Annotated in this window: 15 protein-coding genes; 3 read left to right on the top strand and 12 right to left on the bottom strand. The window is 39.0% G+C overall.

All coding sequences use genetic code 11. From position 1 onward, the window contains the following. Positions 1-8: 8 nt before the first annotated feature. The 3 genes from J2S11_RS16805 to J2S11_RS16815 all read right to left on the bottom strand — a co-directional run bounded on the left by J2S11_RS16805 (position 9) and on the right by J2S11_RS16815 (position 3539). Entirely contained in the window at positions 9-851 is an 843-nt protein-coding gene (locus tag J2S11_RS16805; RefSeq protein ID WP_307396481.1) for a sugar ABC transporter permease, read from the bottom strand. A gap of 2 nt (positions 852-853) precedes the next feature. Beyond that, the gene (locus tag J2S11_RS16810; RefSeq protein ID WP_307396482.1) at positions 854-2161 is read right to left on the bottom strand and encodes a carbohydrate ABC transporter permease; all 1308 of its coding nucleotides are present in this window, start codon (positions 2159-2161) and stop codon (positions 854-856) included. Positions 2162-2246: 85 nt separating this feature from the next. Next, a complete protein-coding gene (locus tag J2S11_RS16815) occupies positions 2247-3539 on the bottom strand; it encodes a sugar ABC transporter substrate-binding protein (RefSeq protein WP_307396484.1) in 1293 nt (430 codons plus the stop codon). A gap of 281 nt (positions 3540-3820) precedes the next feature. Between J2S11_RS16815 and J2S11_RS16820 the strand changes: the two genes are divergently transcribed. Further along, positions 3821-5569: a glycoside hydrolase family 13 protein gene (locus J2S11_RS16820; protein ID WP_307396485.1), complete on the top strand. Its 1749-nt coding sequence runs from the start codon at positions 3821-3823 to the stop codon at positions 5567-5569. Between the two features lie 364 nt (positions 5570-5933). On the opposite strand, the gene J2S11_RS16825 is transcribed toward J2S11_RS16820, so the two are convergent. Beyond that, positions 5934-6299 (bottom strand): VOC family protein, encoded by a 366-nt coding sequence (locus J2S11_RS16825; RefSeq protein WP_307396488.1) that lies wholly within the window; start codon positions 6297-6299, stop codon positions 5934-5936. Positions 6300-6419: 120 nt separating this feature from the next. Here J2S11_RS16825 and J2S11_RS16830 point away from each other — a divergent pair, with 120 nt between their 5' ends. Then, positions 6420-6896, top strand: a complete 477-nt coding sequence (locus J2S11_RS16830) for a DUF1259 domain-containing protein (RefSeq protein ID WP_307396490.1) — start codon at positions 6420-6422, stop codon at positions 6894-6896. 66 nt (positions 6897-6962) lie between these two features. On the opposite strand, the gene J2S11_RS16835 is transcribed toward J2S11_RS16830, so the two are convergent. The 8 genes from J2S11_RS16835 to J2S11_RS16870 all read right to left on the bottom strand — a co-directional run bounded on the left by J2S11_RS16835 (position 6963) and on the right by J2S11_RS16870 (position 14390). After that, positions 6963-7601 (bottom strand): bifunctional 4-hydroxy-2-oxoglutarate aldolase/2-dehydro-3-deoxy-phosphogluconate aldolase, encoded by a 639-nt coding sequence (locus tag J2S11_RS16835; protein WP_307396492.1) that lies wholly within the window; start codon positions 7599-7601, stop codon positions 6963-6965. Between the two features lie 28 nt (positions 7602-7629). After that, on the bottom strand, positions 7630-8595 hold the full coding sequence (locus J2S11_RS16840) for a sugar kinase (RefSeq protein ID WP_307396494.1): 966 nt from the start codon (positions 8593-8595) through the stop codon (positions 7630-7632). 15 nt (positions 8596-8610) lie between these two features. Next, positions 8611-9657: a LacI family DNA-binding transcriptional regulator gene (locus J2S11_RS16845; RefSeq protein ID WP_307396496.1), complete on the bottom strand. Its 1047-nt coding sequence runs from the start codon at positions 9655-9657 to the stop codon at positions 8611-8613. Positions 9658-9869: 212 nt separating this feature from the next. Continuing rightward, positions 9870-10310 (bottom strand): DUF2663 family protein, encoded by a 441-nt coding sequence (locus J2S11_RS16850; protein WP_307396497.1) that lies wholly within the window; start codon positions 10308-10310, stop codon positions 9870-9872. Between the two features lie 47 nt (positions 10311-10357). After that, positions 10358-10624, bottom strand: a complete 267-nt coding sequence (locus tag J2S11_RS16855) for a DUF3006 domain-containing protein (RefSeq protein ID WP_307396499.1) — start codon at positions 10622-10624, stop codon at positions 10358-10360. 28 nt (positions 10625-10652) lie between these two features. Next, entirely contained in the window at positions 10653-11672 is a 1020-nt protein-coding gene (locus J2S11_RS16860) for a ComEC/Rec2 family competence protein (protein WP_307396502.1), read from the bottom strand. Between the two features lie 37 nt (positions 11673-11709). Next, the gene (locus J2S11_RS16865) at positions 11710-13701 is read right to left on the bottom strand and encodes an ATP-dependent DNA helicase (RefSeq protein WP_370875556.1); all 1992 of its coding nucleotides are present in this window, start codon (positions 13699-13701) and stop codon (positions 11710-11712) included. 188 nt (positions 13702-13889) lie between these two features. Further along, positions 13890-14390, bottom strand: coding sequence for a ferritin (locus J2S11_RS16870; protein WP_307396505.1), 501 nt, complete (start codon positions 14388-14390; stop codon positions 13890-13892). A 286-nt stretch (positions 14391-14676) separates the two neighbouring features. Here J2S11_RS16870 and J2S11_RS16875 point away from each other — a divergent pair, with 286 nt between their 5' ends. Continuing rightward, positions 14677-15150 carry a ribonuclease H-like YkuK family protein gene (locus tag J2S11_RS16875; RefSeq protein WP_307396507.1) on the top strand — a complete coding sequence of 158 codons (474 nt, stop codon included), beginning with the start codon at positions 14677-14679 and terminating at the stop codon, positions 15148-15150. Positions 15151-15271 lie beyond the last annotated feature (121 nt).

The raw sequence follows: 15271 nt of genomic DNA on the forward strand, positions 1-15271 counted from the left end.
CCTAAAAATTATCCTTTTGTTCCACCTGCTGTCAGACCACTAATTAAGTATCTTTGTAGGAATAAGAATACTAGGGCGATCGGTATGGCAATCAGAATGGAACCGGCAGCAAATCGAGTAAAGTTTGTATCGAACTGCTGATTAATAAAGTTAAACAATCCAACCGCTAACGTAAAGTTATCTGGATTTCTCAAAATAATGCGTGGTAATAAAAAGTCCACAAATGGAGCCATAAAGTTGAATAAAGCCACAACAGCTAATATCGGCTTAGCTAATGGAAGTATAATCTTGAAAAACACTCCAAAATGTCCGGCACCGTCAATCTTAGCCGCTTCATCTAAATCCTTTGGAATTGTATCGAAGTATCCTTTTACAAGCCAAGCATTAAATGGAATTTGTCCACCAATATAGACGAGCATTAGTCCATAAAGCGTATCGTACAGACCAAGCATATTAATTAAAATGTATAACGCAACCATCGCCATAATGGATGGAAACATTTGTAGCAATAAGAAAGCATATAATCCATAGCGTCTACCAACAAAACGATAGCGTGAAAAGGCATAAGCAATTAATGACGTTAGTACAACAGAAACAACAGAGTTTACAATCGCTACCATCACACTGTTTTTATACCAAATCAAGTAGTCACTGTTTGGGCTCGTAAACAACCACTTATAATGCTCTAAGGAAGGTGTATCCGGAATCATAGATGTGGAATACATGCTTGTACCCGGATTTAAAGACATCCCCACGGTCCAAAGAAGTGGATACATGATGGCGACAATGATCATCCCAACAAATAAATAGATACCTGTCACTTCTAAGCGTGATCTCATTTTAGTACTCATGATTATCTGCCCTCCTCTTTAAAGGATCTCGTTTTTCTAAACTGATAGAAGGCAAAACCACACACAATTAAGCCTAATATAATCGTAATCGCTGCTGCCATACTATACTGATTTTGTGTAAACGTAATTTTATACACCCAAGAGATAAGAATATCGGATCCCCCAGCATTTTGCCCCGGAACAGCAGGACCCCCATTATTAAACAGATAGATAATATTAAAGTTATTAAAGTTCCCTGCGTATTGCATAATTAAAAGTGGTGCTGTGACAAACAGAACATGTGGAAGCGTGATAAAACGGAATTTTTGCCAGCGTGAGCCACCATCCACGTCTGCCGCTTCATACCAGTCTGACGAGATACTTTGTAGCACCCCTGTAAACAGAGCAAATACAAAAGGAAACCCTAACCAAGTTTGAATCATAATCAAAGCTAGCTTCGTGTAAGCTGGGTCTGTCAGCCATGGAAATGAGACACCAAATAACGGCTCTAGTAGATCCCGATTAATTGCACCGAAACTTCCATTAAACATCGCAGCAAACACAAGAATCGTAACAAAGGAAGGAACAGCCCATGGTAAAATGAGTAACGTTCTAAGTGTGCGTTTAAACTTGATACGTTTATCATTTACTAGCAGCGCTAGAAACAGTCCTAAACCAACCTGTAGTGTCGTAGCCACTACGGTCCATACGATTGTCCAAGAGAAAACACTGACAAACGTTTCCTTCCATAGGTTCATTTCAATAAGATTCTTGAAGTTAGAAAAGCCAACCCAATTCAATAAATGCCTCGGGGGCGAATTGTTCAAGCTATAATCTGTGAAAGCTAACGTTACCGTAAAAAGTATAGGTAAAATGACGATAAAACAAAGCAAGATTAAACCCGGTGTAACAAATAAGTAAGGAAACCCTAAATCCCACGTATTTTTTAACGTTTGACGAATAGTTGGATTCTCCTCACCTTGTTCTCGGCGGATCGCATTTTTCCGTGCGTCTATCACATTGTAGACGTAGAATACTATGGCAAAGACAAGGATAAGCAAGGCAATTAATCCTTCTACAATGAGGAAAATGGAATGATCTTCTCCCCTAACTACACCTAATGTTCGTAGACCCCATAAACCTCTATTGATAAACTCACCTAACGTAATAATAAAGCTGAGCTTAAGAATGATAAATAAAATACCTTTAATAATTCTTCCGTTATAGAGCTGTCCTAGTCCGGCAAACAATATCGAAAGAATTGTTGCTATATTTCTTTTCTTGAAAAAGGATCCTTTTCCTTGATCCAGTTGTGGTTTTGTGTCATCCATTTCTCACAGCCCCCTCCCCATAAATTCTAAGGTGGATAGAGACTATTGTCTCCATCCACCTTTTATTATCACTTGCTTCTTACCATTATTGAGCAGCTTCTATATTTGCTCCGATACTTCTAACAGCACCTTCTAATGATTCTTGAACATCCTGACCGTTAGCAATAAAGAATAACGCGTCATTAATGTCTTCCCAAACCATTTGCATTTCAGGAGCACTTGGCATTGGCTCACCGTAGCCTACTTGCTCAGCAAAAGCAGCGATTAGTTCATTAGAAGTTAAAACATCACTTTCTAGAGCTTCTAGGTTCGCAGGCATTTCACCAGCTGCCTCAAAATAGTGTAAAGAATTCTCTGCATTTGTTATAAACTTCATTAACTCTAAAGCCCACTCTTTATTTTCAGAGTAGGAGGAAAGCATCCAAGATTTCACTCCAACAAATGATTTTGGTGTTTCACCGTTATCTAATTTAGGTAAAATAACCGTTCCTAAATCATCACCTAATGCTTCTCTATACTCGTTCATAGCCCAAGGACCGTTGATCACAACAGCTGTTTTATTATCTTTGAATAAACCTGCCATAATATCTGGGTTTACTTCAATTGGAATATATCCGTTTGCAAACCAAGATTGAATTAATTCTCCACCTTGTAATGCTCCTTCATTCGCTAAACCAATATCTGATACGTCATAAGCTCCATCTTCAAAGTTAAATACATATCCACCATATCCACTGAAGAAAGGATAAGTAAAGTAGAAATTAGCTGCTTCCATTAGAAATCCATATCTGCTCTCTCCGGCGTTTGTTTGCTCTTCCGCAATTTGCATCACTTCAGCCATTGTTTCTGGCGCTTTATCTACTAAGCTTTTGTTGTAGTAAGTCGCATATGTTTCAACTACTAATGGAAGACCATAGTACTCACCATCATACGTTACAGCATCAATTGCCGTATCTACATAGTCACCAATCACATCGTCAATGGAAACAGGTTCAGCTAAACCGCTTGAAACAATGTTACCAATACGATCATGTGGCTGGAAGAATATATCTGGTCCGTTTCCAGCTGGTGCATCTAAAGCAAGGGCTTCAATTTGATCTAACATATTCATCGGTGTAACATCAACTTTAATTCCGTATTCTGTTTCAAAATTATCGAAAATTGTTTGCAAAGCTTCTCTTTGTGTTGATTCATCATTTACCCAAACCTTAAGTGAATCTGGCTTATTTGCCTCTAAATCTACTTCTTCCTGCTCAGCAGGCTCATTGCTATTATTATTTGATGCTTCCTCTACATCTGATCTACTCTCTCCACATGCCGTAAGTACAAATAACGACATCACGATTAACATGACCCATAAAAATGAGCGCTTCTTCATTCTAAATCCCCCCATAAATTAGTAAATACTTACACACTTAATTGTACAACCGTTTGCACAATAAAAATAAAATCAACTATACTACCAATAATAGGTATGGTCTAGCATTATGGTGAAAACGTTTGCACTTCCCTTTCATTATAACCTAGTTTTTCATTAAAGCAATACTTTTTTACAAATTTGCAAACGCTATCTTTATTGTTTTAATCATGATTTATATGTTGACATTCCGTCTCGATTCTCCTACGCTTGAATTAATAAATAGAAAAAGGAGAGTCAATATGAATAAAGAAGCCGTTCTTCATCATCCTTCATTCCAGTATGCATACGCTTGCACAAAAAACTCGATTCAGCTACGAATTCGCACTAAAAAATCTGATCTCCAGTCCATCTCTCTCCTATTTGGTGATGGATTTGACTGGCATGATGGGAAATGGAATTATCAGCAACAAGCTGTTACAAAAAACGGTTCCTGTGAGCTTTTTGATTATTGGGAGATTACATTGAATCCACCAAACCGCAGATTACGCTATGCGTTTATTCTTGAATCCAAAGAGGAGCGTTTATTCTATTGTGAAAAAGGGTTTTATACAGATGTGATTTATGATCCAGGCTACTATTTCTGCTTCCCATTTTTACATGAGCATGAAGAATTCCAAACACCTGATTGGGTTAAGGATACGATTTGGTATCAGATTTTCCCTGAACGTTTTGCTAACGGAAATTCCTCTAATGATCCTGAGGACACTCTTGCATGGAACAGCGCTGATCCAACACCAACAAATCATTTTGGTGGGGACATTGAAGGAATCACCGCTCATTTAGATTATTTACAGGAGCTTGGCATTAACGGAATCTATTTAACCCCGATCTTTAAAGCGTATTCAAATCATAAATATGACACAATCGATTATCTTGCCATAGATCCTAATTTTGGTGATGAAGCAGCTTTTAAGACAATGGTAGAGGAATGTCATAAACGCGGAATCCGAGTTATGCTTGATGCTGTTTTTAACCATTCAGGCTTCTATTTCCCTCCTTTTCAGGATGTGCTTGAAAAAGGTGAGAAATCTAAATATAAAGATTGGTTCCACATTCATGAATTCCCTATCCAGACAGAGCCTAAAGCCAATTACCATACGTTTGCCTTCACTCCTTTCATGCCAAAGTTAAATACGGCTCATCCAGAGGTGAAGGAATATTTACTTAACGTAGCCACTCATTGGATTGAAAAATACGACATTGATGGCTGGCGACTAGATGTAGCCAACGAGGTTGATCATGAGTTTTGGAGAGAATTTCGAAAAGCAGTTAGAAGCGTAAAAGAGGATGTCTACATCCTTGGTGAGCTTTGGCACGACTCAACACCTTGGCTGTATGGAGATCAATTTGATTCCGTTATGAACTACCCGTTTCAAACAAACGTACTCGACCTATTCGTCCGGGATCGTTTAACACCAAAACAATTTAAAGAAAAAATGACTAGTGTCTATTACATGTATCCAAAGCCTATTACAGAAGTTCTTTTCAACCTGGTAGGAAGCCATGACACTCCACGTATCCTGACCGAATGTAAGGATAGTGTAGAAGACGTAAAGCTGATTTTAACCTTACTTTTAACCTATGAAGGTAGTCCTTGTATCTACTATGGAGACGAAATCGGTTTAACTGGCGGAATGGACCCTGGTTGCAGGAAATGTATGCCTTGGGATGAAGCAGAGTATAATCTTGATCTGCTAGATCATACGAAAAAACTAATAGCTCTACGTAAAAGAGAAGGGCTTTTGAGGAATCAAGGCACGTTAACATGGATGGAGCATGAAGGTCTACTCCTATTTAAAGTTACTGAAGAAGAAAAATCTATATATGTGCTAATCAACCCAACACTAGATGAGCAGCATGTTACTCTAGAAGCTTCTGATGGTCATACTCAATGGCACGATGAGTGGCAGAATAAAGCATATGCAACTACCGCATCCGTTCAGGTTACCGTACCTAAAAAGCAGTTTGCTATTCTGTCCAGTAAATAGTGCTAACTCTGTAAATACTAACGTACATGAGTTGAGTGCCTTGGACCAGTTATGTTGCACTCCATAAATTCTAATTGAACGTACTTACGTTCACCTTAAACCTGCTAATTTCACAGAGTTTCGAAAGATTTAAGTTTATAAATGATTTAAGTGCAAAAATACATCTTACTCTAGCTATGTTGAATAGATTGAGCCACTATAGTGCAAAAATACACTTATTTTCTCATTTGAAGAGCAAATTGAGCTATTTCTTGAGAATGAAGTGTATTTTTGCATTTGAATACTCATATTTGTTAAATTTGTAGTCATTTAAGTGTATTTTTGCATTTGATTTGATTTTACCCCCTTTTCAACACATGATTGTCTATCTATCAAAGATCAGTTCTCCAAGAATTGTCTCTATACGTTTTCTTTCTTCGTCCTTGTCTACGTGCTCAAATAATCTAATACGATTCCCCCACGGATCGGCGAAGGTCCCCCACATAACGGGAACCTCAGATCTCGAGTGGATGTCAAAATCATCAATTTCAAGCTCTTTTAACAATCTATCTTTTTCAGCTTTAAGATCAGTTACCCCTATTCTCAATGGTCCATTACCTTCCGAAGGAATTCCTTCAGCAACCTGTAACCAACACCCAGGAATGAGTTCCCACTCTGCAACCCCTTCATGAGGGATAAAATCAGGCCTTCTATTCAATAGAATTTCGTACCATCTCTGCCCTTCTGCCATATACTCTTGTAAAGTGAAGCGCACTTCATTTCACTGAAAAATGGATGTTTAGTATTAAGTTATCACCTATACCAACTGTTAATAGCATTCATATATTAAAACTAACTCTTAGAAAAGGAGGTGCATTCGTTGTCAATAAGCACATTATGCAGAGAATTCGCCGCTATACTTGAAGCAACACCATCTCAATCCAATGGAGTTTGTCTTGCACAAGCATTCCGGACTAATATTCGTCCGACGATTTTGGGAAGAAAATCAAGATCACCTTTAACCATTCCACAATTTCACTCTTTTGAGAATCTTGATAGAAATGGACGTGCCCTATGCCTAGGTGAAACGGTCATTCTTACCGCAGAAATCAATCCGTTTATTTCTAAGCTTAGAAAACATGGAATCTTAGTAACGGCACTTCATAATCACTGGTTATTTGCGAATCCTAACATCTGGTATATTCACTATGAAAAAATTGAAAGACCTTTAACTTTTGCAAGAGCTGTCAGAGATGCAAAAACTGTATTAACAAGAAGAATTGTCAAACCACTAAGAATTGTCAGAGCAAAAAAAGTTAACAAATTAAAAAGAATTGTCAAAGCATAGCAATTCACACGATGCTAAACAAATCTAGGGGCACCGCCCCTTTTTTCTATAACTATTAAGTAGATTTTATCCCTGAACTGCCTCTTTAAATCGCTTGGCTAATTGAGTTAATCCATCCCAATCATTGTTTTGAATCAAAACTTTATCCATTAATGAACCGCCAACACCGACAGCATGTACACCCGCTTTTACATATTCAGCAATGTTGCTTAAGTCGATGCCACCAGTTGTCATAAGAGGAATATGAGATAGAGGTCCTTTTACATCCTTAATGAATTTTGGACCTAAGGTAGTAATCGGGAAAATCTTAACCATATCTGCTCCCCACTGCATAGCCTGCCACATTTCCGTAGGTGTGTATACACCAGGGACGACTAATGAAGACGTTTCTTTAACATGATCAACAACCTCTTTATTTAAAATGGGAGAAACAATAAAGTCTGCCCCTGCCTCCAAAGCTTCCTTTGCTTCCTCTACACTTAGAACCGTTCCTGCACCAACAAAAGCTTCCTGTCCAAAGCGTTCCTTTGACTCCTTAATGAGCTTTAAAGCGTTCTGTGAATCAAGTGTAATTTCAATCCCTGTAACTCCTCCAGCTACAAGAGCTGAGACGAGAGGGATTACCTTATCAGGATCAATTTTACGAATGACGGCTACAACCTGTGCATCCTTTAACGACTGAATCTTCTCTTCTCTAGTTAGCATTTCTATCATTCTCCTTTCACTCTACTTTTTAGCGATCAATAATCTCTCTTTCTCCTAGCTGTGCTAATACCTCTTCATAATACGGTAAGCCTTCATTATCTCCCATAACACTAACAACCATTGATCCAACCATATTAGCGAAGGTTAGAATTTTTTCAAGAGTCCACCCCTGAGTCACTCCATATATAAATCCAGCATCAAAGCCATCACCTGCACCGACAGTGTCTACTACCTTTCTTGGTGGGAAGGCAGGTAGCTCTATCACTTCACTACCTTTGGCACCAACGGCTCCTTCAGCTCCATTTTTTATCGCAATATATTGGATATTGAACTCTTCTTGGAACGTCTTAATAATACTCTTTGTATCTGAAACTCCGATTAAAATTTCTGCTTCGTCCTGCCCCGTAAGGATTATATCTACATATGGGAGGAAACTGCGTAACACTTCACGTGCTCTATCCTTAGACCACATTTTCAAGCGAATGTTTGGATCAAAGGAAACGAGAACTTCATTTTCCTTGGCCACTTCAATGGCTCTTCTAATAATCTCAACATTTTGCGGATCAATAGAAGGAAATACCCCTGAAACATGAAGAATTTTAGCTTGCTTTATGAATTCAGGATCAATAGAATCTGGAGTCATCGTTGATGTAGGAGAAGATTTTCTATAGTAAAAAGTCCTGCCCGAACCGTCCTCCATAATTTCTTTGAAATTAAGGGATGTAGGGTAGCCGTCAACCAGCTCAACCTGAGAAACGTTAACTCCCTCACCACGCATCGTATTGTAGATATGCTTACCAAACTCATCATTTCCTAGGCGACTGATCCATCCAGCCTCAAGGCCAAGTCGTGCACAGCCTAAAGCAAAATTCAGTTCAGCTCCCCCTATTTTACGCTCAAACTCCTGAACAAAACGCATCGGTCCCTTTGCCTTAGGATTCATCGTGATCATTCCATCACCAATCGTAATAACATCTAATTCCCGTTTACTCATTCAGTGACTCTCCCTTCATAATGACCTATTTTCACCACATGAATCTCTGAGTTTCATAGTGGCTGTGAACTCATATTTCAATTGAGCTGGTCTTTTCTTTTCTGAGATATGCCCTAGTAAAAGCTCCGCCGCCTTCCGTCCCATTTGAAAAGCTGGCTGAGAGATGGTTGAAATCGTTGGCTGGAAAAGGTCGGCATACTCAACTTCATCAAAGGTGATAAAGGCTAACTCATCAGGAACCTTGATCCCTTTACTTTTTACAAACTTTAATGTCTCTAAAAGAAGAAAGTCATTTCCAATCACTAATGCTGTTGGTCTTTGTTTTAGTGTAAACATATTTTCTAAGACAGCCATAGCATTAGCTTTAGTCACTTCCTTCATCCAAATATAATCATGCTCTACCTCATGTTGTTCCATAGCGTATAGATAACCATCCACTCTTTCACGACGAACACTAATATTAAGTGGACCCGTTAGCATTCCAATACTGCGATGACCCTGCTGCAACAGATGAGCTACCGCCCCTCTAGCCGCTTCAAAATTGTTCAAAACAACAGCAGGTATGTCGATATCCGCAATAGTCCGATCAAGAAAAACAACTGGATAGCCCTGCTGCACAAGCTCAGCATAAAGCTCCGTATTCCCTTCCGTTGGGATAGCAATAATCCCATCTACCTGCTTAGCGCGGAGCATATCAATATAGCTTCGTTCTTTATCTGGCTGATCATCCGCATTACAGATAATAGCCTGGTAGCCTCGCTCTTGGCATAAATCCTCTATAGCGCGACTAACCTGTGTAGAAAAATGGTGAAGAATATTGGCTACAATAATTCCTATCGTTAGTGTTCTCTTCTGCTTTAAACTCTTAGCAATATAATTTGGTGTATAGCCTAGCTCCTTAATCGCTAATTCAATTTTCCCCTTCGTTTTACTACTCATATATTCGTAGCGTTTATTCATATACTGAGAAACCGTACTTTTGGAAACCCCAGCTTCATGAGCTACATCTGCAATCGTTGGTTTTTTTATGGATAAGCCCTCCTTTACTTCGAGTGACTTCAAAATGACATTTTATTAAAAGCAGTACATATCATAGTATTGTAAATCCAAAATATCACTTTAATTAACTAAAACGATTTAGTAAACCGATTTAGTTTTATTATAAAGAAAAAAAAACAGTTCATCAATCATTTGTTTGTTTTCTCTTCTTTATCTTTATTAATTTCAATACTATGAAATAAGAATGCTTTTCACAAAATCGTTCAGCCTCATCATTACTTCTCTTTATGACTTAGATTAACCCCATTCTTCTGTAATCTAGCTGAAATTAGATCCTTTAATCTCGCTTTATGACTATCCACCCAGGAGGAATTAAGCCGATCAATGGCCTCTACTCGTAGCTTATCTAGCTTTTGCTTCGTAGACTTATATTTAGACACATAAAATAATGTCATTGAATAAAGAACAATGTTCCCTACGACTAGGAAAAAAGCAAACGAATCCTCCAGCAATAGAATAAAAATCCTTTCAAAGGACTGATTGGCTGGAAGCAAAATTTGACTATACAAATACAACCCAAAAGATAATAAAAGCAAGCCCAAACAAATAGCAACAACTCTTGCTTTAAGTAAATAGACTTGCTTTACCTGATGATGCTCTAACAGTTTAGAGAGCATCTGTTTCGTATCTCTTGAGATAGCTATATCGTCCCACATACTAATCCCCCCTGTCCTAAATGTATGTCCAAGGAGTATGGGCTATGCTATTTGCGCTTGAAGTTCGAGCCTTTTTTCTCTCTTAGCTGCTCTAGCTTAGTGGCAATCCTCTGTTTCGATTCCACTGTTTTCTTCATATCCTTCTCAACATGAATTCGCTTTTCTCCATCAAAAGTGACAATGAGCCATGAGCCTTCAAAAACATCAGATGGGAGCTCTTCAATGGGTACAATTAATTCTTCCTGCTCATCGACTAGCAGGACAGCAAGGCGCTGATCAACAATTCTATCAATGACTCCAGATTTCTTCATCATGTCCTATCCCCCATTTCGGAATTTAAATTTAATTCTCCGTCTCTAAGGTGTAGGTTTGTCCGTCTGTATTAATTATAATCGTACCCGAAAAATCTGTTCCGTAATACTCAATGTTAAGTTGTTCTAGGCGATCAATTACCTCATTATGAGGATGTCCATAGCTGTTATCCTTACCCGCCGAGTAAATGGCTATTTTAGGATTTACCCTTTGTAAAAATTCTTCCGTATTAGATGTTGAACTTCCATGATGCCCTAGATGAAAAATGTCTGCCTGAAGTGGTAGCCCACTCCTCAGCATTTCCTCCTCCATTCCTTCCTCAGCATCTCCGGTAAACAAGAAGCTGACCTCTCCATAGTCAATTCGCATCGAAATCGACGATTCATTCAAATCTCCAATCAATTCCTTTGGACTGACAACTGTGATCGTCAGGTCTCCGACTTGAAACTCTTCACCTGCTCTTGGTTCATAATAGTCTGCACTAGACCTAGCAATGGCATCAAGCGCATCCTCAAACGTTTTCGAGGTATGCGGCTCTCCAGACATCCAAACCTCTCGAACATCAAAACCATTCATTATAGCCGCTAACTGTCCGATATGATCCGCATGAGCATGTGTACCCACGACAAGATCGATTTCCTTTATCCCTTGCTCTCTGAGGTAATTGATCGTCTCCTGTCCATCATGGCGACCTGTGTCTATGAGCATAGTAGCCTCCGAGCTCACTAGGAGAGTAGCATCTCCCTGCCCTACGTCAATATAATGAACCATTAGCTCTCCATCTGGAATAGGCCGATGAACAACAGAGGTTTCATTTTGCTCCGTTAGTCCAGCTACTAACCATGCTTCAAGTCTCTGCCCTAGCTCTGATTTGTCAGCAAATTGTCCAAAGCCGATACTTAAAGCTACGATAACGATATAATAAACGGTTAATTTCTTCCTAGTCGGCTTCTTTCCCCACTTTAAGATAGCTTTGGGATTTACTAACCCGATGGCCCAGCCCAGCGTTGCGATAAAAAGTAAAAGTGCGCTAATATCCTGTAATTCCATCTATGCCTGTTTCCCCTCTGTTTATCATGATGATGTCCTAAATTTTTTCTGCTTCAGCTATTGGAGCATGAGGTGGAAGGATCTGTATGACATGTTCAGCCGTTCTATCGTCAGAGAGTAGCTTCTGAGAAAGAATCGTAACCGTACCTTTATCCTCCTTATGTCTAATCAACCGCCCAACTCCTTGCTTCATTCGTAGAAGCATAGCAGGAAGATCTACCTCAAGGTAAGGATCTGCCTTACCCTTCCTTTTCGATTGAAACACTGGATCATTAGGAGGATAGGGCAGCTCCCAAATGATAATATGGGACAAGGACTCCCCTGGAACATCTAATCCCTCCCAAAGTCTTGACGCACAAAGAACAGCTGAAGGTTCCTCTTGAAAAAGCTGTACCATATGACTTCGTTCACTTTTCCCCTCATATAACAACGGAAATGGATAATCGTTATCCTGATTAAGCTGTTCAAACTCGTCCTGTTCCTTAGCAGAAGGGAACAGAACTAATGTCCGTCCTCCTGTTTGTAAAAGCCTTTCCTTAATCCACTGTGTTTTTTCATAGTTAACATTCTTCTTCATACTATTTTCACCGAAAAAATCATCAGACGGCATAAAGATTTTCATCCTTGATTCGTAATCGAATGGAGACGGTGTAGAAAATGAAATGTAATCCTTAATCCCTAAGCTAGATGCCACATATTCAAACGAGCCACCCACTGAAAGAGTCGCTGAGGAGAAAATGACAGGAAGGGATTTAGCAAATACAAACTCCTGAAGAACCGCAGCAACCGTTCTAGGCATAATAAATAAAACAGGTTCTTCCTTACCTTCCTCCCGTTTTACCCATGTAATCGCATCCCTATCCTGAATAAGTAAACGAAGAGAAAGCTCTACACTGTCTAAGCTTTCTTCTAGAGCCCGCTGATCATAGACCTGGATAAAATGTCGCTCACTTTCAATCACTAGCTCTTCACCAAGCATTTGCACCTTAGCATAAAGCTGATCTGTTGCTCTTTGAAGTCCTGCAGATCGATTCACTTCATAACGATCCGATCCTTCAACCTCAATCATCTGCCTCCCTAGCTCTTCAAAAAACAGATCATTCGCCTCATAGACGTCCTCGACTAATAATAGAAAGCTTTCACGTAAATCATGATGCTCAAAGCTTTGTAAGATACGCTCTAGGGTGCGATGCTTTAAATGATAAGACAAAGCCTTCTGTGCCGCGTCCTCAAGAAGATGCCCTTCATCAAAAACAAGGCAAGAAACGTCGGGTAAAAGGGGAAGCTGCCCCTCTCTCACTCTAGAATCCTTTGTCCAGACATGCTCCATATAATAATCATGTGAGCAAAGTATAAGATCCTGAGATTTACGATAAAAATCACGATGTAGAGTTAACCCACAGCGCTGACGCTTAGAGCATTGAGTACAATCTTGAAAGGTATCCCAATTTATTTCTGACCACTCTTCATCACTTAATTCAGGGTATTCCTTCCGATCCCCATACGCTGAGAATTGTTGCAAGGTATTCTTCTCTTTTACAAAAGCAGGAAGCTTTTGATATACTCCAGCAAACACCTGTGAACCGTGCCTATCAGGATTCCCTCTAACCTTGTCCAGTTTTTGAAGACATAAATAGTTGTCCTGAGCTTTGGCCAAACGAACATCAACTTCAAGATCAAGTGCCGTAGAAAGCTTTTCAATATCTCCTTTATCCTTCATCAGCTGTTCGATTAGCAGATCATCCGCACAGGCGATTAGAGCTGGCTTCCCCGTATAGCGCGCATAGCAAATAGCATACAGGAGATAGACTAATGTTTTTCCAGTACCCACCCCTGCTTCAGCAAAGATCACCTTGTTCTCTTTAAATGCTTTCTCTAGCTGAAAGGCCATATAAATTTGCTCATCTCGAACATCAAAGCCGTGCTCAGGAAGAATGTCATAAAAAACATCACCCACCCAGTCTGCTAACACTTCATAAAATGTTTTAGTTTTGTCTAACTGAAAAGGCAGCTTCTGATTCATATACATTCCCCCATTTTAAACGCAGTAAGACTATCATAGCTAATATTGCTAAGAAAAAACAGGCTCAAAAAACAAACAAATCTATGATATAATAGTACATATTAAAAGGGCTGTATCGTAGTCGGATCTGACTATCGAACAGCCCTTATTCTTTCTAACTAAAAGCTAGAACTAATTAGCCCAACATTCCATTATTACTCTTCAGTGAAGGATCTCCCAGCAAACTCTGCATCCATCATGAAAAAGGCGTTGCTGTCTGTTTCGATCCTTTTTAGCTTCTGGATAATTGTATCAAACGTATCCTCTTCCTCTACCTGCTCATCAATGAACCATTTCAAGAAGTTAATTGTAGCATGCTCTCGATCGTTCATAGCGATATCAGAAAGCTCATAAATTCTTTTCGTTACATCCTTCTCCTGCTGTAGAGCCTGTTCAAAGCAATCTAAGACTGATGTAAAATCGTTATTTGGAGCCTTATACTCACTAATAGTTGCTCTTTTACCGATGGCATTCAAATAATGATAGAACTTCATGGCATGAAAGCGCTCTTCCTTAGCCTGCACAATAAAGAAATTAGCGAAGCCATCTAGACTTTCTGCTGAACAATAGGCGGCCATCGCCATATAAGCATTAGCAGAGTAAAACTCATAATTCATTTGCTCGTTAAGTTTTTTATGTAATTGTTCTGAAACCATACGAATCACTCCTTTGAATTTGTTTAAAACGATACCTCTTCTTTTTAAAAAGGATTACTCCTCTATTATAAATTATGTATACCCCGTTTGCATAAGTTTTAAAGACGTTTTAAAAACATTGTATCAAATTTTAAACCTTTCTAAAGAAAAGATCAAAATATTGAAATCTAACGTATACTTATGGTAGAAAAAAGTAACGCTATATAATACATGCCGACAAAAAGACTAATAGCGTTCTGCATCACTAGCTTGTGGTTTGACCTAGAATGGAAAGGAGTATTCACAATTGAATATACACAGTCCTACTTTTGGTCCTATATCTCTTAGTGAAGCGTCTGCCCAGATTCAATCATTTATTCAAGAAGATCCCGAAGCAAGCTATAAAGTCATCATAGGTACAGATTCACAAACAACAAAAAAACATACTCTATTCGTCTCGGCATTAATTATTAGACGTGTAGGTAAAGGAGCACGCTTCTTTTACACAAAGCAAAGGCATAAAGCGATGCCAAATCTAAGACATCGCATTTACAAAGAAACAGAGCTTAGCCTAGCTTTTATTGACAGCCTGAAAAAAGAAGGTGTTTTCCAGCTTCTAGCTTCATGGCCTTTAGAGGTACATCTTGATATCGGTCAAGAAGGAGAAACTAGAGTGCTTATTCAAGAGGTTGTAGGCTGGGTGACTGCCGTTGGTTACCAGGCTATTATAAAGCCTTTTTCCTTTGGTGCTAGCTCCGTTGCTGATCGGTTTACGTCATAGCCTATACTTTTAGTGTATATATATTATCACTAGTGTTGCATAAAAGTTCATTTACTATATAACTGACTATTCTGAACAAATCTTTTAGCTCGAAGAGCTAAAAAAGATACTATCCAAATAA

The organism is Bacillus horti, assembly GCF_030813115.1.
Lineage (GTDB): Bacteria > Bacillota > Bacilli > Caldalkalibacillales > JCM-10596 > Bacillus_CH > Bacillus_CH horti.